Source organism: Bacillus sp. JS (assembly GCF_000259365.1).
GTDB classification, from domain to species: Bacteria; Bacillota; Bacilli; order Bacillales; family Bacillaceae; genus Bacillus; species Bacillus stercoris.
The window spans coordinates 1,549,969-1,569,560 of sequence record NC_017743.1 but is presented as its reverse complement, the minus strand read 5'-3'; the positions used below and the strand labels follow the sequence as shown (position 1 = coordinate 1,569,560).

Genomic DNA, 19,592 nt, shown 5'->3' with positions numbered 1-19,592 from the left:
TTTTATTGCAGTGATATATGTTGAAATGATTTTACATCAAATAATCCTGTTGTCGTCATTTTGATATCAGGAATAACAGGCAAAGCTAAAAACGACAATGTCAAAAATGGATTAAATCCGCCTGTGAAACCGACTAACGACAATTGATCATGCAGCGTCAGCAAGCTTTGATTCACTTGCTCCGCGGTTTGGTCGGATAATAACCCTGCAATCGGCAGCGGTACTGAATGGAGCTCTTCCCTATTTTTTATAATCGTTAATCCTCCGCCAATTTCCTGCAGTTTATTTACTGCCGCCGCAATATCCTCATCATTCGTTCCGACGGCAATAATATTATGGGAGTCGTGTGAAATGGTTGTGGCGATTGCTCCGCTCTTGAATCCAAATCCTTTCACAACACCGAGCCCGATTTCTTTTAATCCTTTATGCCGCTCAACAACTGCAATCTTTAACAAATCGAGCTCAGTGTCAGACTCAAAGTTGCGGGCACCAGAAGCCGGAACATGTACTAATCGTGTTTCAAGCTGGTTTGGAATGATTTGAATGACATTGAGCTGCTGCTCTGAATCAATTGGCATAAGAAAATCCTGTTTGTTAAGAGGAGCAGCAAGCTTAACTGAATCAAGCAGTGCCGGTTCTGATGCTGCAGTAGAAGCATGCTCCTGATAGACTGCTTTGCTGTCTTCAGCAACAGTCTGTCCTTTTATCATCGTCCTTGTGACAATGACATTTTCCAGATCAGATACAAAGAGCAAATCAGCGTCAAAACCCGGGGCAATCGCTCCCTTTGTATCTAGTCCGTAGCATTCGGCTGCATTGAGGCTTCCTAATTGATAAGCTATAAACGGATCAAGACCGGCTTGAATCGCCATTTTCACCTGATGATTCACACTTCCCTCTGACAGCAAATCATCCACATGCTTATCATCTGTACAGAAAAAGAAACGGCGTGCGTTCTTTTCATTCACCGCCGGCAGCACATTGAGAGTATTTTTTGCGACTGAACCCTCACGCATCATGACATACATGCCCCTTCTGATACGATCAAGAGCTTCTTCCTTCGATGTTACTTCATGATCGTTTGAAACAAATGCGGTTCTATAAATGTTAATGAGGTCTGTTGATAAACCGGCTAAATGGCCGTCTATCCGTTTTCCTGCAACACGTGCATCAAGCAGTTTCTGAACCATATCTTCTTCAGCCTGCTGAACCGACACATAATCCATAACTTCAGCCAGCCCTAATACTTCTTCTTCTTCATAAAAAGGCTTGAGATCGGCAGCTTTGAGAATTGCGCCTGATCGCTCAAAACTTGCGGCAGGCACACTGGAAGGAAGCATAAAATAAATGTTCAGCGGTGTATGCCGAGCTTGTTCAAGCATAAACGCAATCCCTTTTTCCCCAGACACATTCGCGATCTCATGCGGGTCTGTAACAACGGTCGTCACGCCATGAGGCAATACTGCTTTAGCAAACTCTATCGGTGTAACCATTGATGACTCAATATGTACATGTCCATCAATAAAACCCGGAACAATCATTTGTCCCTCTGCATCAATGATATTTTCGCCTTCATAGTCGCCAAGGCCTACAATAACCCCGTCTGTAATCGCAATATCTTGATATATCCACTCTTGATTATATACGTCCATCATTTTTCCGTTCTTAATGACGATATCAGCTTTTTGTCTTCGGGCTGAAGCATTCAGCCTATTGACTAGCGCTTCTTTATTCAAATAGGCCCCTCCTCTTTTTTATTATATGGTACAATATGCTATCGGATCGCCTATGCTTAGTCAATAAAATGTTAAGAAATTGACGCTCGGTTCATTAAAGTTGTTATATTCTGATAATATTAAAACCGCCCTCTGTGGACGGTTTTTTTACTGCTATTTTGTATGAAGAACTCTTTTTTCAAAACGGGAGATGTCTGTGACTGACCCAATAACAATAAGTATATCTTCTTGGTGGATGACCTCGGTTGCAAGCGGTGATACGATGACTTCCTTGCCCCTTTTAATGGCTACAATGTTAATACCGTATTTTGCACGTATATCTAAATCAAGAAGTGTATTTCCAGCCAGGCGGCTGTTAGCTACGATTTCAACAAGACTATGCTCTTCAGACAGCTCCAAATAGTCAAGTACATTGTTGGACACGATATTATGTGCAATTCGTTTTGCCATATCGCGTTCCGGGTGTACAATGTGATCCGCACCGATTTTAGACAGCACTTTTTCGTGATAATCGTTCTGTGCTTTAACTGTAATTGTATGAACGCCGAGTTCTTTCAGAATGAGTGTTGTTAAAATACTCGCTTGAATATTTTCCCCGATGGCTACAATCACGTGGTCAAAATTTCGCAGGCCTAAATTTTTCAGGACAGATTCGTCTGTTGAATCACCGATAACGGCGTGAGATGCTATCTTGGCATACTCGTTGACTTTATCTTCATCGATATCCATTGCCATAACCTCGACGCCTTCTTCGCTTAATGCTTTGCAAATACTGCCGCCAAAACGGCCCAGCCCAATTACCGCAAATTCTTTTTTCATAGTGGTGCTCCTTTTATAACATCATATTGATCAAATTTTATCATAATCTTTTGTTACAGTGTTATCCTTTTGGCAGCGAATTCATATGCTGCTTAAGCTTTTCAGTAAATTCAGGCGACAAATACAGCTCCGCTCCGCGTTCAATTTCAATCTGATAGTGCTGAGGCGGAGCAATTTCCGCTTCTTTTTGGAGGACGAGAAAGGTTAAGCAGTCTGTATAGTGCCTTCCGCCTGCTTCAACGTCCACAAATGCCGGCCGATACGTAAGTGATTCAACGCCCTCTCTTTTATATAGATAGGAGAGAGCAGAATAAGGGATCCGATATAAAACGCCTTCTGTTATTCCTCCGTCTTCCAGCATATCCGCTCTTGAGCCGTCTTCCCTTTTTAACGTAAAGCGGGTCGTGTATCCTTTTAAAACAGCTCTTCCCACTGGATCTTGAAAATAGTGACTGACTCCCGCCTTTTGAAAGCGGGCATGATCCATGCATGATCCATAGGCAAAATAATAAACGGGATTTTTCGATTTGCTGATCATCTGATGTTCTTTCCAGTCGCCAATGCTTATTTTCGTAAAACCGGCACACTCGTCTTTGTTCATAAAATAAATAAGCGCATTTTTAATTCCGACATCGGTTTCTATAAACACCATTTGTTTATGATATCCTTGAAAAAATTGATCAAGCTTATGTATACACAATTCGTCTGCTTCATATACTTCGCCGTATATATAGCCTTCACCATTTAAAACGGCTGTGGGCCCCTCTTTGGCAGCAAACATACTTCCCTTTGTTCTGGCCTGCTCATTGATACATGCCGATTGTGCCAGCAAATGATGGTTTTTTTCATGCTTTCTTAGTGTCCCGTATACAAACAGAAGCGAGTTCATTTTATTTTTCTCCTCTCAGCTGTCTGATTTTAAAGGCAAAACCACTTGAAAGACACTGCCTTCTCCAGCTTCGCTTTCGATTTTCAATTCCCCGTCATGTTCCTTCAAGATTCTCAAACAAATGGGAAGTCCCAATCCGGTACCCTTTTCTTTTGTGGAATAAAAAGGTTTGCCAATCTGCTTCAGTTTTTCCTGCGGCATACCGCTTCCTTCATCCTTTACGCTTATCACTGCATGAGAGGCGGTTTTTGCAGTTGAAATGGTTACGACACCGCCCTGTGGCATTGCCTCAATTCCGTTTTTAATGATATTGATAAAAACCTGCTTTAGCTGATTCTCGTCCCCGTTAATCATGCAGCCATCTGTCTCTTTGAAATGTTTCTCTATGACGATATTGGACAGAATAGCATTGGTATCAAGCAATGTCGTGACTTGTTTCAAAATCTCATTAAGCTGGTGCGTTTTGAATGTAATCGCCTGCGGTTTTGCAAGCAGCAACAGCTCGCTGAGAACTAAATCGATTCTTTTAATCTCTGAAAAGATGATGTCAAAATAGTCTTTTCTGTCCGGATATTGTGTTTTCATAATCTGGAGGAAACCGCTGACAGATGTTAAAGGGTTTCTGACCTCATGAGCAATACCGGCGGCAAGTTCACTTGTGATTGATAGTTTCTGGGATTCCCTCGCCAGCCGTTCATTAATCTCAATGAGCTCATCTTCAGCCTCTTTCCGCTCCGTGATATCTGACATTGTACCCAGGCTGCCTGTAAATTGGTCATCCCGGTCATAGTAAAGTTTATAATGGACTTCTCCCCAAAAAATCGTGCCGTTCTTTGTCACGTATTTTGCCGTAAACATGCCAGAAGACGCCTTGTTTTGGATTTGTGTGTTAATGTGGTCCGCTACGTGCTTTTCTTTTATGAAGTAGTCATTATACATCGTTCCCATACATTCACTGATTGAAAAGCCGGTTATTGATGCCCACGCTTGGTTTAAATATGTAATTTCGCCTTTTGCATTCGTTTGAAATACGATTTCCTGCAAATTATCCATGATACGGTTTTTTTCTTCAGAAAGCTGCTTATACTTCCATTCGTTATCCTTCATTTTCTTAACCAGCTGCTGTTTCTCATCAATATAATAAGCCAGCATCCAGACACTCACCAGCGTGACTGCAGTATACACAATATCAACAGGCCAATTAATCGGGTTTTTGCCTATAAAATAAAATAAATAATCCCAAAACATTATAAAAATCATTGCCAAAATGATGGAAATGATACGAGCTTGATATTTTCTCATATGACCACCTGCCGCTTGTGTTTCTCTACTTATTGTACCATTCTTCGACAAATAATTGAGTAAAATATGTAAAGTATCCCAAATCATTCATTACCAAATATTCTTGATGTCTTATCTTAGGCGGCGGTAATCAAAAATTGGCACGCAAAAAAGGCGGAGATGATATCGCTCCGCCTTTTTCAACATAATTTTATTCTTTTAAAGCGGCTTGAATTTCTTCGAGAAGCAGCTGTGCACCCTCAGGGCTTAGCGTAATTTTGCCGTTGCCGTAATCTTTATTTTCTGAAGTGATTTCTCCAGTCATTAAACAAACGCCATGAGGTTTGTACTTTTTCAAGATAATTTTATCTCCGTCAACAAAAAACTCAATGCTGTCTTTTATGGCAATATCCAGTGCCCGTCTTAACTCTATCGGCATAACAATGCGGCCTAATTCATCTACTTTTCTCACAACACCTATTGATTTCATAAAAACCCTTCTTCCTTTAAATGTTTCTTTTCTCATGTAATGTTTAAGGATGCACCTCAATATATCGTAGACGAATGAAACTCAAAAAAAGTTTCCCGCTTTCTATAAGAATCACAAGATATTTTTCCCATAAAACCGAAAAATGTATTACTTCTGTTACACAGCTCCTTGATTTTTTACAAAAACATTTCTTTACCGACACACACCCCCAAAAATCGCAGTATTTCTGAGAAACTTTAAATGTAGAATCATATTAAATTAGGATAGAGATTGGGTGAAAACATGTTTCAATCAACTGAAATTGGGATTGACTTAGGAACAGCTAATATACTTGTTTACAGCAAAAATAAAGGGATTATCCTAAATGAACCATCTGTTGTCGCAGTGGATACAACGACAAAAGCAGTGCTTGCAATCGGAGCTGACGCCAAAAACATGATCGGTAAAACACCGGGAAAAATTGTGGCTGTCAGACCGATGAAAGATGGCGTGATCGCAGACTATGATATGACAACTGATCTGCTAAAGCACATTATGAAAAAAGCCGCAAAAAGCATCGGCATGTCGTTCAGAAAGCCGAACGTAGTCGTTTGCACACCGTCAGGCTCAACAGCGGTAGAGCGCCGTGCCATCAGTGATGCGGTGAAAAATTGCGGCGCGAAAAACGTTCATTTAATCGAAGAGCCAGTAGCAGCCGCCATCGGAGCGGATTTACCGGTTGACGAGCCGGTTGCCAATGTGGTCGTAGATATCGGCGGAGGGACGACAGAAGTCGCTATCATTTCCTTCGGTGGCGTTGTTTCCTGCCATTCTATTAGAATCGGCGGAGACCAGCTTGATGAGGATATCGTTTCTTTCGTCCGGAAAAAATACAATTTACTGATCGGCGAACGTACGGCTGAGCAGGTAAAAATGGAAATCGGCCATGCTCTGATTGAACATATACCTGAGGCAATGGAAATTCGGGGACGCGACCTCGTGACAGGCCTTCCAAAAACCATTATGCTTCAATCCAACGAAATTCAAGATGCAATGCGCGAATCTCTCCTGCATATTCTTGAAGCCATCAGAGCGACACTTGAGGACTGCCCGCCTGAATTAAGCGGAGATATTGTCGACCGCGGCGTTATTTTAACAGGAGGCGGCGCGCTTCTTAATGGAATTAAAGAATGGCTTACAGAAGAGATTGTCGTGCCTGTACACGTGGCGCAAAACCCGCTTGAATCTGTAGCAATCGGCACAGGCCGTTCTTTAGAAGTGATTGATAAGCTGCAAAAGGCAATTAAATAGTCTGCCCTTGCATAAATCTCACACGCGGCAAATTTCTTGCTTCTTTTTTCCTCACTTCCTTCATATTGTGGGAAATGGAGAAACGTTAAGGAGGAAACCGATGCTAAGAGATTTAGGAAGAAGAGTAGCGATCGCAGCCATTTTAAGCGGAATTATTCTTGGGGGCATGAGCATTTCTTTGGCAAATATGCCCCATTCGCCTGCAGGCGGCACTGTAAAACTGAATCATCCATAGTATTGAAAAACCCAAGACATGTCGTTTTGGGTTTTTCACTTTGGCCTCCTTCTTTCCTTTATAGGATCATATTTGATATGATGAGAAAAAAGCTTGAGGAGGAATGGTTTATGGATTCATTTTCACAGAAGTTAAATACATATGCACAACTGGCAGTAGAAGTCGGTGTAAATGTCCAAAAAGGCCAGCATGTAGTCGTAAATGCTTCAACAGACGTCCGGGATTTTGTGCGCTTAATTGTAAAACACGCATATGAAAAGGGTGCAAAAAACGTCACAGTGAATTGGCAAGATGACGAAGTCGCCAAATTAAAATACGAGCTTGCGCCGTTTGAGGCATTTGAAGAATATCCTGAATGGGAAGCAAAAGGCAGAGAAGAGCTTGCCAAAAATGGAGCTGCTTTCATTTCTGTTGTGTCGTCAAACCCAGACTTGCTAAAGGGTGTAGATTCCAAACGGATTGCGACATTCCAAAAAGCAGCAGGCAAAGCATTACATACATACAGACAATATATTCAATCAGACAAAGTCAGCTGGACTGTCGTAGGTGCGGCATCAGAGGGCTGGGCTCAGAAGGTGTTTCCTGGAAAATCAAAGGAGGAAGCCATTCACCTTCTGTGGGAAGAAATTTTTAAAGCGACGCGCGTAAACGAAGACAATCCAGTTCAGGCGTGGATCAAGCATGACCAAAATCTTCATGAAAAAGTTGATCATTTGAACGAGAGACATTACGCTGCCTTACATTATCAAGCAGAAGGAACTGATTTAACAATTAAGCTGCCTAGAAAGCATGTTTGGGCAGGTGCAGGAAGCGTGAATGAAAGCGGCCATGAATTTATGGCTAATATGCCGACAGAAGAAGTATTCACGCTGCCTCAAAAAGACGGGGTTGACGGAGTAGTATCAAGCACAAAACCATTAAGCTACGGCGGAAATATTATTGAAAATTTCACTCTCACGTTTAAAAATGGCCGTATAATAGACATTAAAGCTGAACAAGGTGAAGACATTTTAAAAGAACTGGTGGAAGCAGATGAAGGTTCTCACTATTTAGGTGAAGTGGCACTTGTTCCTTACGATTCGCCTATATCACAATCAAACATTCTTTTCTATAACACGTTGTTTGATGAAAACGCGTCAAATCATTTGGCGATCGGAAGCGCCTATGCCTTTAATATTGAAGGCGGAAAGCAGATGTCTCGTGAAGAGCTTGTCAAAGAAGGCTTAAATGAAAGCATTACACACGTAGACTTTATGATCGGTTCAAAGGATATGAATATTGACGGAATTACGGATGATGGAAAAAGAGAACCTATTTTCCGAAACGGAAATTGGGCTTTTTAAATAAATAAAAGGAGGCTTTTCGCCTCCTTTTTTTATTTTTCTGCTTCATACATTTGCAGATTAGCATAAACGATTTCTAATACGGGTGCCGCGAGAGATAAACGTTTTGCTTTTTCAAGCAAAAATCCATGCAGGTGGTCACCTTCAGTCGTTTGGCCGTTTTCCATATCCCGAAGCATGGAGGACTTCATATGATAAGACATGCTTGTCATCGTACGAAAGCTCTCTTCCTCAAGATCCGGATCAGCCGGAACGCCTTCTTTTCGTAAAACAGCGCCAATTTCCCCAATAAGAGTTTGGGCCGTGTGACGTCCGCCTTCTGTGTCGAGAATCGGGCCAAGCGGTCGTTGAAATAACGTTGTAATCCCCGCTTGCGCTGCAATAAAGAGATACTTTTTCCAAATGTCCTTCTCGATATGCCCGCTAATGATGACTTCAGCCTTCACGCCTGAAAATGCCTCTTCAAGCGCTTTTATTCGATTCGTACGCTCTCCGTTCCATTCTCCAAATACAAAACGATGCGATGCACTCGTATGATGAATTTCTCCTCTGTTGTCTAAAGCACTTTCTATAAAACACAGGCCGCCCAGCACCTGTTCTTTTGAAAATGCCGCGAACAGCTGCTCATAGTGGCGGTACCCGTTTAAGAAAGGGATAATGACAGATTCCTGATGGATAAACGGCTTGACATCGTTTACCACCTGATCAAGCGAGTATGCTTTAGAAGCAATGATAACGACATCAAATCGCCCTGTTTCTCCGGCAGTGATTAATACGGGCTGAAACGATGCATCCCCTTTTTCACTATGGATGACAAGCCCGGTTTCTTTAAGCTGCTGAGCTCGTTTTTGGCGCACGAGAAATGTCACATCATTTCCTTTCTCTGCAAGCCGTCCGCCAATATACCCACCTACTCCGCCTGCTCCGACGACTAAAAATTTCATGTTGTGGTCCCCTTTCATAATGATGTATCAAAAAAAGCAGAGAAATCTCTGCTTTTTTATTCCGCGTATAGTTCAGCCAATTTTTTCTGCACATCAGTATTTTCAAGGAACTCGTCATAGCTCATTTGCTTATCAACGATGCCATTAGGTGTAATTTCTATAATTCTGTTGGCAATGGTTTGCACAAACTGATGGTCATGCGAAGTAAACAGCATAGCGCCTTTAAAGCTGATTAAGCCGTTATTGAGCGCTGTAATGGATTCTAAGTCTAAATGGTTAGTCGGCTCATCCAAAATTAAAATATTGGCTCCAGAAAGCATCGCTTTTGACAGCATACAGCGGACCTTTTCTCCCCCGGAAAGTACATTTGCTTTTTTGTGGACTTCTTCTCCGGAGAACAGCATGCGTCCTAAGAACCCGCGTAAAAAGCTCTCACTTTGGTCGTGCGGAGAATATTGGCGAAGCCAGTCTACAAGATTCAGATCACTGCCTTCGAAATATTCGCTGTTGTCTTTTGGAAAATACGCTTGTGATGTGGTAACACCCCATTTAAACGTTCCGCTGTCAGCTTCCATTTCCCCGGAAATGATTTTAAACAGTGTAGTAACAGCAAGTTCATTCCGGCCAGTGAAAGCAATTTTATCTTCTCGGTTCATAATGAAGCTTACATTGTCGAGCACCTTTACGCCATCGATTGTTTTTGTTAATCCTTCCACCTGAAGAACATCATTTCCGATTTCCCGTTCCGGCGTGAAGTTAACGTAAGGATAGCGGCGGGAAGACGGTTTAATATCATCCAGCGTGATTTTTTCGAGAAGTTTCTTCCTTGATGTGGCCTGCTTAGATTTAGACGCATTGGCGCTGAATCTAGCGACAAACTCTTGAAGCTGTTTAATCTGCTCTTCTTTTTTCTTGTTCGCTTCTTGAGAAAGCTTTAACGCCAGCTGGCTTGACTCGTACCAGAAATCATAGTTTCCGACATAGATTTGAATTTTATTAAAATCAAGGTCGGCAATGTGCGTACACACTTTATTTAAGAAGTGACGGTCATGGGATACGACAATAACTGTATTTTCAAAGTTAATCAGAAACTCTTCAAGCCACTGGATTGCCTGAAGGTCCAAGTGGTTCGTCGGCTCATCGAGCAGCAGAACATCTGGCTTGCCGAATAATGCCTGTGCCAAGAGAACTTTTACCTTCTCCGAACCGCCAAGGTCTTCCATCTTCTTTGTGTGCAGGTCTTCTGAGATACCAAGACCTTTTAAAAGGATCGCCGCTTCACTTTCCGCTTCCCATCCGTTCAGTTCCGCAAATTCACCTTCTAGCTCGGCAGCGCGAATCCCATCCTCATCTGAGAAATCAGGCTTCATGTAAATAGCGTCTTTCTCCTGCATAACTTCATAGAGGCGCTTGTGACCCATGATGACCACTTTCAGCACTTCATACTCTTCGTACTCAAAATGGTTCTGCTTCAAGACGGCAAGACGTTCGCCAGGACTCATATGCACGTCGCCTGTCTGAGGCTCGATTTCGCCTGAAAGCACCTTTAGAAACGTTGATTTACCGGCACCATTTGCACCAATTAACCCATAGCAGTTGCCCGGGGTAAATTTAATATTAACATCTTCAAATAACTTACGATCCGCAAACCGCAAGCTTACATTATTTACAGCAATCATTTATTATCCTCCATCATGTCTATCATCAATAAAAGTATACCATGAATACAGGGCAAGAGAAATGATTCACTGATAAAACAGAGAGAAAACACTTATACACCCAATCCTGCCAGCTGTGTTACAATTAAAGAGAGAGAATGCATCCGCCTGGAAAATTACACACTCTCATGGAGGAACACGTTGAGGCTTTTAACACTTACTGAATATTGCTTATTGATCTTTTTTACGGGCTTTTACCTTGCCGTAACAGGCTTTACCGCCAAGGATATCGGCTTATACATAGGCATAGCCCTTATTTACATATTTTCGCACATTTTTTCTAAACGACTTTTAGAAAAGCGCGGAAAAGAGAACAAACAGGTTCACCTTTTCTTCAGTGTGCTGGCCATTATTGGTTCAGTGTTCATCACAGTTTTATGCATTGCATTGGTCGCTTCTTTTTCAAAATAAAAACGCCTGCTGTCCAAAGGCCAGCAAGGCGTTTTTATTTTGTTTGACGCATTTCGTTAAACGGGAAAAAGACAAACTTCGATGTGCCGACAATTCGATCTTCCGCAATCAATCCCAATCCGTTTCGGCTGTCCATAGAATTCAACCGGTTATCTCCCATGACAAAATATTTGCCTTTCGGAACCTTAACCGGCCCAAAATCGCCTGTCAGACTGACACCGAGTTTTTCTGCTTCCTTCTTGTTTTTAGACAAGTAAGGCTCGGCTACTTTTTTGCCGTTTATATAAAGCGTGTCATCCTTCATTTGAACGGTTTCTCCAGGCTTTCCAATCAATCTTTTTACATAATGGATTTTAGAAGTCTCACCGTTGATAATAACGATATCTCCGCGCTTCAGTTCGCCGATATAGTTGACTGTTTTATTCACAAACAGCCTTTCTCCGTCATGTAATGTGGGATACATAGATGAACCTTCAACTAAATACGGTTCAAACAAAAAGTGACGGATCAGGAGAGCCAGCAGAACAGCGATGACAATCGCTTTACCCCATTCCAGGTACGTATTGGTTTTTTTCTTCGCCGTTTTCTCAGTATTCGTATTTTTTTCCTCGGTCAAAGTGTTTCCTCCTAGACGATTGCTATATCAGTTGTTTCTCTTCTTTTACTTTATCATAAAAAAGAATAAATTACATAACTTAACCCGCTCCCTGCCTGTCGGATAAGAAAAAGCGTCCTTTCGAATCAAGGACGCTTTTTTTCTTATTTCTCTGTAACAGGTTTTTTGACAATACCAAGGATAATTGCCATCACGACAGCACCGATTACGATACTTAATAGGTAAAGCATCGGATGGTTTGTAATGAAAGCTACGAATACTCCTCCATGAGGCGCCGGAAGCGTTACACGGAAGAATTCAGTCAATCCGCCGGCAACAGCTGCACCGATTACAGCAGCTGGAATGACGCGAAGCGGATCAGCCGCAGCAAACGGGATCGCTCCCTCTGTTACGAAAGCAGCACCCATGAAGTAGCATGTAATACCAGCTTCACGGTCACGCTGAGTGAATTTGTTTCGGAAAATGGTTGTAGCAAGTGCGATACCTAGCGGAGGAACCATACCGCCGGCCATGATCGCCGCATGAGGCGCATAGTTGCCTGCATCGATCATCGCGATACCGAACGTAAAGGCTGCTTTATTAAGCGGACCGCCCATATCGATCGCCATCATACCGCCCAAGATAATCCCCATCAATACTAGGTTTCCAGTACCAAGGCTTTCAAGCCAGTTTGTTAAGAAATTCATAAATGCTGCTACAGGTGTATTGATGACAAATTGCATTAATACGCCAGTGATAAAAATACCGAACAGCGGATAAATCAGTACAGGTTTTAATCCATCAAGTGACTGAGGGATAAAGGTAAATGCTTTTTTCAGTAAAATCACGACATAACCGGCAAGGAATCCGGCAATTAAACCGCCTAAGAATCCAGCATTCGCTTGAGTCGCCATGAATCCGCCGACCATACCAGGCGCAAAACCAGGACGGTCTGCAATACTCATTGCGATAAATCCAGCAAGAACAGCCACAATTAATCCTAATGCGTTGTCACCGCCGATAAACTTAAGAGCTGCGGCAAACGCGTTGTAAGTAGGATCTTTTGGATCAGCAGAATGAATTCCCCAGAAGAATGAAATCGCAACGAGGATACCGCCGCCGACTACGAACGGAAGCATGTTGCTGACACCGCTCATCAAATGCTTATAAAACGTGTTTCCGATTCCGCTTCCAGACTTGCCTCTCGCTTCATCTTCATCGTTTGAAGCTGAAGAACCGCCGCTGCCTTGATAAATCGGGGCATCTTGGTTCATCGCTTTTTCGATCAGTTCCTGAGGGCGTCTGATACCTGCCGTTACAGGAACTTGAAGTACGCGCTTACCTTTAAAGCGTTCCATTTCAACCTGCTTGTCCGCTGCGACAATGATTGCAGGTGCATCTTCAATTTCTTGGGCAGTCAGCTTGTGCTTAATGCCGCTTGAACCATTTGTTTCGACCTTAATGTCCACGCCAAGCTCTTTCGCTTTTTCTTTAAGGGCATCCGCAGCCATGAATGTATGGGCAATACCTGTCGGGCATGCAGTAACCGCTAAAATCTTTCCTTTTCCGGCAGGTGCTGGTGCCGCTTCTTCTTCCTCTTCCTCTTCGTCATCATCTTTATCGTGCTGATTAATAATGTCGATGATGGCATCTTCTGACTCAGCTTCAAGGAGCTGCTTGCGGATTTCTTCACGCATTAACAGCGTGGAAAGTCTTGACAATGCTTCAAGGTGAGTATTGTTTGCGCCTTCAGTCGCCGCAATCATGAAGACTAAGTGAGCCGGCTGGCCGTCTAATGATTCATAATCGACACCGTCTTTAGAACGTCCGAACGCGATCGCCGGGTTGATAACGCTAGCCGTTTTCGCATGAGGGATAGCGATTCCTTCACCAATACCCGTTGAGCTTTGGCTTTCGCGGTTTAAAATGGCTTCTTTATAGGCTTGTCGGTCATTTAACTTACCAGCCTTATCAAGAACAGTGACCATTTCGTCAATCACATTTTCTTTTTCTTTGCTCTCAATATTAAGCTTTATCGTATGCTTTGTTAAAAGCTCAGTTATTTTCACTTGTGTTTCCTCCTCTATAGACGTGTGACCTTAACTTCAGGAAGAAGCTGCTGGACAAATTCTTCTGTTCCAAGTTCTTCAGAGAACGCGGTAGCACTGCCTGAAGTAACCCCTAAGCGGAATGCTTCTTCAAGCGGCAGCTGTTTGGAAATTCCGGCAAGGAAGCCTGCTACAACGGAATCTCCTGCTCCGACTGAGTTTACCAATTTCCCCTTTGGCACGTTAGCAAAATAAACTTGTTCGTTCGCAAACAAAAGCGCTCCGTCTCCTGCCATTGAAACGATTACATGTTCAGCGCCCTGTTCTACCAGCTTTTTCCCATAAGGAACAGCTTCCTCAACAGAGGTAATGGTCGTGCCGAACATTTCTCCAAGCTCATGATGGTTTGGCTTCATCAAAAACGGTTTCATTTCTGTCGCTTTCAAAAGAGCCTCTCCTGAGATATCCAGAACAACTCGTGCGTTCTGCTGTTTGCAGGCCTCTGCGATTTTTTCATACGTATCGTGAGGAAGTGAAGATGGAATACTTCCTGCAAGAACAACGATGTCTCCCTCTTCTAAAGATTGGAACTGCTCTAAAAAGGCTTTGAAATCTTCATCCGAAATTGTCGGACCCTGCCCGTTAATTTCAGTTTCATCACCCGTTTTCAGCTTTACATTGATACGGGTATCCCCTTTTACTTCAGAAAAAGCTGTTTCCAAATTTTCTTCCCGCAAAAATGTTTTGATATATTCTCCGGTAAATCCGCCGACGAATCCGAGCGCTTTAGACGGTACATGATGTCTTTTCAGCAGTCTCGATACGTTGATGCCTTTGCCCCCTGGATACTTGGTATCATATGCAGAACGATTCAGGCCTCCTACAGTAAAATCTTCAACGTGAACAATATAATCGACAGATGGATTAAGTGTTACAGTGTAAATCATGGTTTCACTACCTTTACGACAGTTTTTTCTTGGTAATTATCGAATGTAAGCTCTTCAGCGTCAGTCGTAATGATTGTTGCGTCGCCTATTCCGGCAAATGCCGAAAATGAAATTTCTCCGAACTTCGAAGGGTCTGCTAAGACGTAAGCGTGTTTTGCCTGTTTGATCGCTTTCTGTTTTAAAAGGGCCTCATCAGGGTCCGGCGTTGTGAATCCAGCCTCTGTATGCACACCGTTTGTCCCCAGAAAGCTCTTGTCGAATCTGTACTGGTCCATGGCAATCAGTGAAGCGCCTCCAATAACCGCGCCCGTTCTGTGCTTTACGTATCCTCCAAGCAGATAAAAAGAAATTTCTTTCCTTATTAATGCTTCGATATGCATCACCCCGTTTGTGACAACGACAATATCTTTGGTTTTATCCATAAAATCAATCATGTGCAAAGTCGTCGTGCCTGCATCAAGGTAAATGCAATCCCCTTCTTCTAAAAGAGAAGCAGCTTTTTCAGCAATCTTCAATTTGTCGTGAAGGTTTTTGGATGATTTTTCAAGCATATCGGGTTCAAGTCTGATATCGGAAAGCTTGGCCGCTCCCCCATGAACACGCTTTAAAAAACCGCGTTCTTCAAGTGTCGATAAATCTCTTCTGATTGTTGATTCAGAAGCATTTGTCAGATTTATGAGCTCTTGAATCTTTACCACATCATGCTTTTCTATTTGATCAATAATCAATTGATGCCGTTCAGGAGTTAGCATGCTTCACCTCCTAATGAAAACGTATTCATTTTGAATACAATTTCATTGTAAACGCTATTTTCAGTTTAGGCAACTAAAATCATTCAAATTCATTCAATAACTATCAAAATCTTTCACGTTTATCCATATTAACGTATGTCTATAGGGTTTGTAAACTGTAAATTCGACAAAAATAAGGACAATTGTACGACATTTTCTTCTTATTTTAATGAAAAAAGTCTTTTATATTCATAGTAGAAATCACTACACATAAAAAAACCTCATGCATGTTGCATGAGGCTACTCATAACGCAGCGCTTCAATCGGATCAAGCTTTGCGGCTTTATTTGCAGGAAGCATGCCGAAAATAACACCAATGAGCATACTGAACAGCACGCCCCCGCATACAACCTCCCAGGATATGAGTGACGGCCAGCCCGCAATGGCTGAAACAAGCGCGGCCCCTCCGTACCCAATACCAATCCCGATCAGGCCGCCAATCAGCGTCAATACGACTGACTCAATTAAAAACTGAGTCAGGATCTGTCCCCTTGTCGCACCGAGTGATTTTCTGATTCCGATTTCCCGCGTCCGTTCTGTGACTGATACAAGCATAATATTCATGACACCGATTCCGCCAACCAATAGAGAGATGCCCGCAATTGAACCGATAATCGTCGTCATTATTGCCGTTACTTTGCCAATCCCGGCCGCAATCTCTTCCATGTTCATCACTTGATACGAATCCTCTGTGCCATGATTGTCATTTACCAGCTGTGTCGCTTCTTTCCCAGCCGATTTTATATCGTCTGCTGATTCAACCTGCAATGATACGTTACTGAAATCACTTGTACCAAAAGAGGATTTCATCATATTAAATGGTACATACATTTCACTTAAATCGAAAGAAAGCAAGCCTGTTTCTTTTTTCAGCACGCCGATAATTTCAACGGGCTGTCCGTTTATCCAGACAACTTCACCTAAAGGGTAGTTTTTATCGAACAGCTCTTCAGCCATCTTTTGAGAGATGATTCCGACTCTATTCCCCGCGAGAAAGTCATTGTCTGTAAAGGTTCTGCCGCTTTCGATTTTTAAAGAATTGACATTCATGTATCCATCATTTATTCCGTTAACCGTAGCATCGGTTTCCTCTTCATGATAACGCGCTGTCATACTTTCAGAAGTCGAGGCAACGACTTGTTTAACGCCTTCTATCCCTTTTAAATCTTTAATATCGTTTTCTGTAAACGTAGATTCAGCTGCAGCGTTCGGATTGCTTGCAAGCTCTTCGTCGCTTGGCATATAGTATAGCTCCACTGTATTTCCCGGTCCGCTGATCGACTGCTTCAGCATTTGCTCACCGCCCTGCCCTACCGCAACGACAACGATGACAGAGCCTACACCAATGATAATGCCGAGCATTGTTAAGATCGAACGCATTTTATGGGCAAGGACAGAGCTTAGAGCCATTCTGATGTTTTCTAACAGGCTCATTCCCCCACACTCCTTTGGCCGGAGCTGGCAGGAACAATATTGCCGTCACGCACCATAACAATCCGGTTCGTGCAATCTGCAACTTCGGGCTCGTGTGTAACAAGAACGATTGTCGTTCCTTCGGCATTTAAAGCTGTAAACTGATCCATAATCGCTACGCTTGTTTTCGTATCCAGCGCGCCGGTCGGTTCATCTGCTAAAATTAATTTGGGCTCATTCACGATCGCCCTCGCAATCGCCACCCGCTGCTTCTGCCCGCCCGACAGCTCATTGGGCATGTGAAGCATTCGATCGGCTAACCCGACCTTTTCCAATGCTTTCTCAGCCCTTTCTTGACGTTCTTTTTTGCCTATCCCGGAATAAATCATCGGCAGCTCAACATTTTTTTTTGCGTTCAGCCGCGGAAGAAGCTGAAATTGCTGAAATACAAATCCGATTGACCGGTTACGGACTGCCGCCAGTTCTTTATCTTTATATGAAGAAACGTCCTCGCCGTCCAATTTATACGTACCGGAAGTCGGTCGGTCAAGACAGCCGATAATATTCATAATCGTCGATTTCCCTGATCCTGACGGTCCCATAATCGAGACATATTCCCCTTGATGAATGTCCAAATGAATAGAATGGAGAACATCAAACGTTTCCCTGCCGATCTGGTAGCTTTTTCGCACATTAGAAAGCTGAATCATTTAAGATTTCACTTCCATTCCATCAGTCACCTGATCAGATGGATTCAAAATGACTTGATCATCTTGGGAAAGCCCCTCTTTAATTTCTGTCAGATCATCTGTCACTTCACCGATTTTGACATCAACTCGCTTTGCTTTTCCATCTTTTGCTGTATACACATAATATTGATCATCTTCTTTTTTGACTGCCTTTGAAGGAAGCGTATTTGCTTTTCGCTTATCGGTTTCAATATTCATGATAAATTTAAAGCCTGGCTTTCCTTCAGGAAGCTTTCCTTTTATTTTCACTTGAAGCGGGTATTGGACCGCCTGTTCTGTTCCTTGTGCCGCAGCGCTTTCCTGCTGATCAGGAACAAGTCCGACTGCGGAAACCGTGCCTTTCCATGATTTATCCTGGATAACATCTGAAGTGAGTGTGACCTTCTGGCCTTTTTTAACTTTCAGTGTATCGTATTCAGACAATTTCCCTGAGACGACGAGGTCTTTGGGATTGCCAATATGTATGACAGGCTCTTGAATATCTGACTTTTTGGATGCCGCTTCTTGGTTGACAGAAATAACGGTGCCTTCGATTTCGCTTTTCACTTCAAGATCTGACACCCGGTTGGCAAGTGACTGCCGTTGAAGCTCGGTTTGTTTTAATTCGATCTCAGCTGTTTTTTTCTGCATTTGAAGCTCTGTCCGTTCAGACTCAATTTGTTTTTCTGCTTCTTTTTTCCCAACCTGTTTCGCCAGATCTTTTTCTTTATTGTCTAACGCTTTTATCTTTTCTTGAGTTTGTTCAATTTGAAGCTGGTTCGATTCAGCGGTCAACTGGTTCTGTTCTTTTTCCAGACTCAGCTGCTCATTTGTATAGGTGACTAAAGTCGTGCCCTTTTTAACTTTGTCGCCTTCCTTCACTTTAATGTCTTCTAATGTCCCCTTATCAGCTTCATAAAAGACATACTGTTCATTTGAAAATTTTAGTGTACCGGGAACCATAACCTTTGATGAGATTTCTTTTTCTTCAAGGCTTCCCGTCTGTATCTTCTGGCCGGCGCTGCCGCTTGTTGGAGCGGCAGACCGGTATACATTTATTCCAATAAAAAGAGCGACTATAACGGCGATGCCAATTCCGATCCAGACTTTTTTCATGAACTTATGCACCCGCCACAGAATTAATTAAACCTGAAAAGAGCGAAAATACAACTAAAATTCCGAATAGAATGATTGCTGAAATCCATCCGGCTTTTTTGGAGATGCCTCCCGTTTTGTGAAGTCCGATTGCTAATAATACAAAGCTCCAGATGCTGAAAATTTCAAAGGTATTTAACACGCTGGCAAGAGCCCCGTCAGATTGGATAATCCCTGCCAGTGACGTCGTGCTGTAAAGAGGATTCACGTCAGTCGTAAAAGCAACGATTCCGTTCACCAATAATCCGAGACTGCTAATTAAAGAGACAAACAAACCGAGAGAAAGCATTTTTTTGTATGTCGTAACACCGCCTGATGCTTTTACACAGAGCCAATAAATAAGAGGGGCAATAAATAATGCTGCGATACCTCCGATAATTGCGCCTGCCATTCCGCCAAATTTGGTTATTGTTGCGACTGCCTCCATTTGTTCAGCTGATAGCCCTTGCGTATCCTGGCTTTTCAAAAGCTCACTATAATCCGTACCGAGTGATTGCAGCACAGCACCGACGATGATAATTGCTGCGACAATCAAAAGCGGTCCCCATACAGCCGGCCTTTCTCTTATTCTTTCAAATTGAACAGATGGACTTGTGATCACTCCGAAAAGTGAAGGCTTTTCAGCCGACGTTCCGCTGTTTTTTTCTACATTCGTTTCCATTTCAAAACCTCCTTGAGAATATCTATCCAATAGTACGGGAAGGATATCAAAAAGTTTCATGTTTTTCTAATGAATTTCCAAAAGCCTTCAATTTATAC

The 19,592-nt window shown here is 42.7% G+C and carries 19 protein-coding genes; 4 read left to right on the top strand and 15 right to left on the bottom strand.

Features of this window, described 5'->3' with window-relative positions; genetic code table 11:
• Window positions 1-2: 2 nt before the first annotated feature.
• The 5 genes from ade to abhA all read right to left on the bottom strand — a co-directional run bounded on the left by ade (window position 3) and on the right by abhA (window position 5,215).
• Window positions 3-1,736, bottom strand: a complete 1,734-nt coding sequence (gene ade / locus MY9_RS08020) for an adenine deaminase (RefSeq protein ID WP_014663826.1) — start codon at window positions 1,734-1,736, stop codon at window positions 3-5.
• A gap of 153 nt (window positions 1,737-1,889) precedes the next feature.
• Entirely contained in the window at window positions 1,890-2,555 is a 666-nt protein-coding gene (ktrC, locus tag MY9_RS08015) for a Ktr system potassium transporter KtrC (RefSeq protein ID WP_003222311.1), read from the bottom strand.
• A 61-nt stretch (window positions 2,556-2,616) separates the two neighbouring features.
• Window positions 2,617-3,444: a gamma-glutamylcyclotransferase gene (locus tag MY9_RS08010; RefSeq protein WP_014663825.1), complete on the bottom strand. Its 828-nt coding sequence runs from the start codon at window positions 3,442-3,444 to the stop codon at window positions 2,617-2,619.
• 15 nt (window positions 3,445-3,459) lie between these two features.
• Window positions 3,460-4,746, bottom strand: a complete 1,287-nt coding sequence (kinC, locus tag MY9_RS08005) for a two-component sensor histidine kinase KinC (protein ID WP_014663824.1) — start codon at window positions 4,744-4,746, stop codon at window positions 3,460-3,462.
• Window positions 4,747-4,936: 190 nt separating this feature from the next.
• Entirely contained in the window at window positions 4,937-5,215 is a 279-nt protein-coding gene (gene abhA / locus MY9_RS08000; protein WP_014663823.1) for a transcriptional regulator AbhA, read from the bottom strand.
• 282 nt (window positions 5,216-5,497) lie between these two features.
• On the opposite strand from abhA, the gene mreBH reads away from it, so the two are divergent.
• The 3 genes from mreBH to MY9_RS07985 all read left to right on the top strand — a co-directional run bounded on the left by mreBH (window position 5,498) and on the right by MY9_RS07985 (window position 8,083).
• The gene (mreBH, locus tag MY9_RS07995) at window positions 5,498-6,505 is read left to right on the top strand and encodes a cell shape-determining protein MreBH (RefSeq protein ID WP_003245743.1); all 1,008 of its coding nucleotides are present in this window, start codon (window positions 5,498-5,500) and stop codon (window positions 6,503-6,505) included.
• Window positions 6,506-6,605: 100 nt separating this feature from the next.
• Window positions 6,606-6,740 (top strand): protein YkpC, encoded by a 135-nt coding sequence (locus MY9_RS07990; protein ID WP_003238865.1) that lies wholly within the window; start codon window positions 6,606-6,608, stop codon window positions 6,738-6,740.
• Between the two features lie 110 nt (window positions 6,741-6,850).
• The gene (locus tag MY9_RS07985) at window positions 6,851-8,083 is read left to right on the top strand and encodes an aminopeptidase (RefSeq protein ID WP_041521323.1); all 1,233 of its coding nucleotides are present in this window, start codon (window positions 6,851-6,853) and stop codon (window positions 8,081-8,083) included.
• A gap of 32 nt (window positions 8,084-8,115) precedes the next feature.
• Here MY9_RS07985 and MY9_RS07980 read toward each other — a convergent pair whose 3' ends face one another.
• Together MY9_RS07980 and MY9_RS07975 are read right to left on the bottom strand one after the other, a co-directional pair.
• Window positions 8,116-9,027 (bottom strand): ketopantoate reductase family protein, encoded by a 912-nt coding sequence (locus MY9_RS07980; protein ID WP_041521322.1) that lies wholly within the window; start codon window positions 9,025-9,027, stop codon window positions 8,116-8,118.
• A 56-nt stretch (window positions 9,028-9,083) separates the two neighbouring features.
• Window positions 9,084-10,706: an ABC-F family ATP-binding cassette domain-containing protein gene (locus MY9_RS07975; RefSeq protein ID WP_014663819.1), complete on the bottom strand. Its 1,623-nt coding sequence runs from the start codon at window positions 10,704-10,706 to the stop codon at window positions 9,084-9,086.
• A 180-nt stretch (window positions 10,707-10,886) separates the two neighbouring features.
• Here MY9_RS07975 and MY9_RS07970 point away from each other — a divergent pair, with 180 nt between their 5' ends.
• Window positions 10,887-11,156: a hypothetical protein gene (locus MY9_RS07970; protein WP_003232345.1), complete on the top strand. Its 270-nt coding sequence runs from the start codon at window positions 10,887-10,889 to the stop codon at window positions 11,154-11,156.
• Window positions 11,157-11,190: 34 nt separating this feature from the next.
• Here the strand turns inward: MY9_RS07970 and sipT are convergent, their stop codons facing one another.
• From sipT to yknW, 8 genes are all read right to left on the bottom strand, one after another.
• On the bottom strand, window positions 11,191-11,772 hold the full coding sequence (gene sipT, locus MY9_RS07965) for a signal peptidase I sipT (protein ID WP_003232348.1): 582 nt from the start codon (window positions 11,770-11,772) through the stop codon (window positions 11,191-11,193).
• A gap of 143 nt (window positions 11,773-11,915) precedes the next feature.
• Window positions 11,916-13,820 carry a PTS fructose transporter subunit IIABC gene (locus MY9_RS07960; protein WP_014663818.1) on the bottom strand — a complete coding sequence of 635 codons (1,905 nt, stop codon included), beginning with the start codon at window positions 13,818-13,820 and terminating at the stop codon, window positions 11,916-11,918.
• A gap of 14 nt (window positions 13,821-13,834) precedes the next feature.
• Window positions 13,835-14,746 carry a 1-phosphofructokinase gene (pfkB, locus tag MY9_RS07955; RefSeq protein ID WP_014663817.1) on the bottom strand — a complete coding sequence of 304 codons (912 nt, stop codon included), beginning with the start codon at window positions 14,744-14,746 and terminating at the stop codon, window positions 13,835-13,837.
• Window positions 14,743-15,498, bottom strand: a complete 756-nt coding sequence (locus MY9_RS07950; RefSeq protein ID WP_014663816.1) for a DeoR/GlpR family DNA-binding transcription regulator — start codon at window positions 15,496-15,498, stop codon at window positions 14,743-14,745. The genes pfkB and MY9_RS07950 overlap by 4 nt, the downstream gene beginning before the upstream one ends.
• Before the next feature lie 279 nt (window positions 15,499-15,777).
• Window positions 15,778-16,971 (bottom strand): sporulation-delaying-protein transporter subunit SkiZ, encoded by a 1,194-nt coding sequence (gene skiZ, locus MY9_RS07945; RefSeq protein WP_014663815.1) that lies wholly within the window; start codon window positions 16,969-16,971, stop codon window positions 15,778-15,780.
• Window positions 16,968-17,660, bottom strand: coding sequence for an ABC transporter ATP-binding protein YknY (yknY, locus tag MY9_RS07940; protein WP_014663814.1), 693 nt, complete (start codon window positions 17,658-17,660; stop codon window positions 16,968-16,970). Before yknY ends, skiZ begins: the two co-directional genes overlap by 4 nt.
• Window positions 17,661-18,794, bottom strand: a complete 1,134-nt coding sequence (locus MY9_RS07935; protein WP_014663813.1) for an efflux RND transporter periplasmic adaptor subunit — start codon at window positions 18,792-18,794, stop codon at window positions 17,661-17,663.
• A gap of 4 nt (window positions 18,795-18,798) precedes the next feature.
• A complete protein-coding gene (gene yknW, locus MY9_RS07930) occupies window positions 18,799-19,494 on the bottom strand; it encodes a toxin SDP protection protein YknW (RefSeq protein WP_014663812.1) in 696 nt (231 codons plus the stop codon).
• Between the last annotated feature and the right edge of the window lie 98 nt (window positions 19,495-19,592).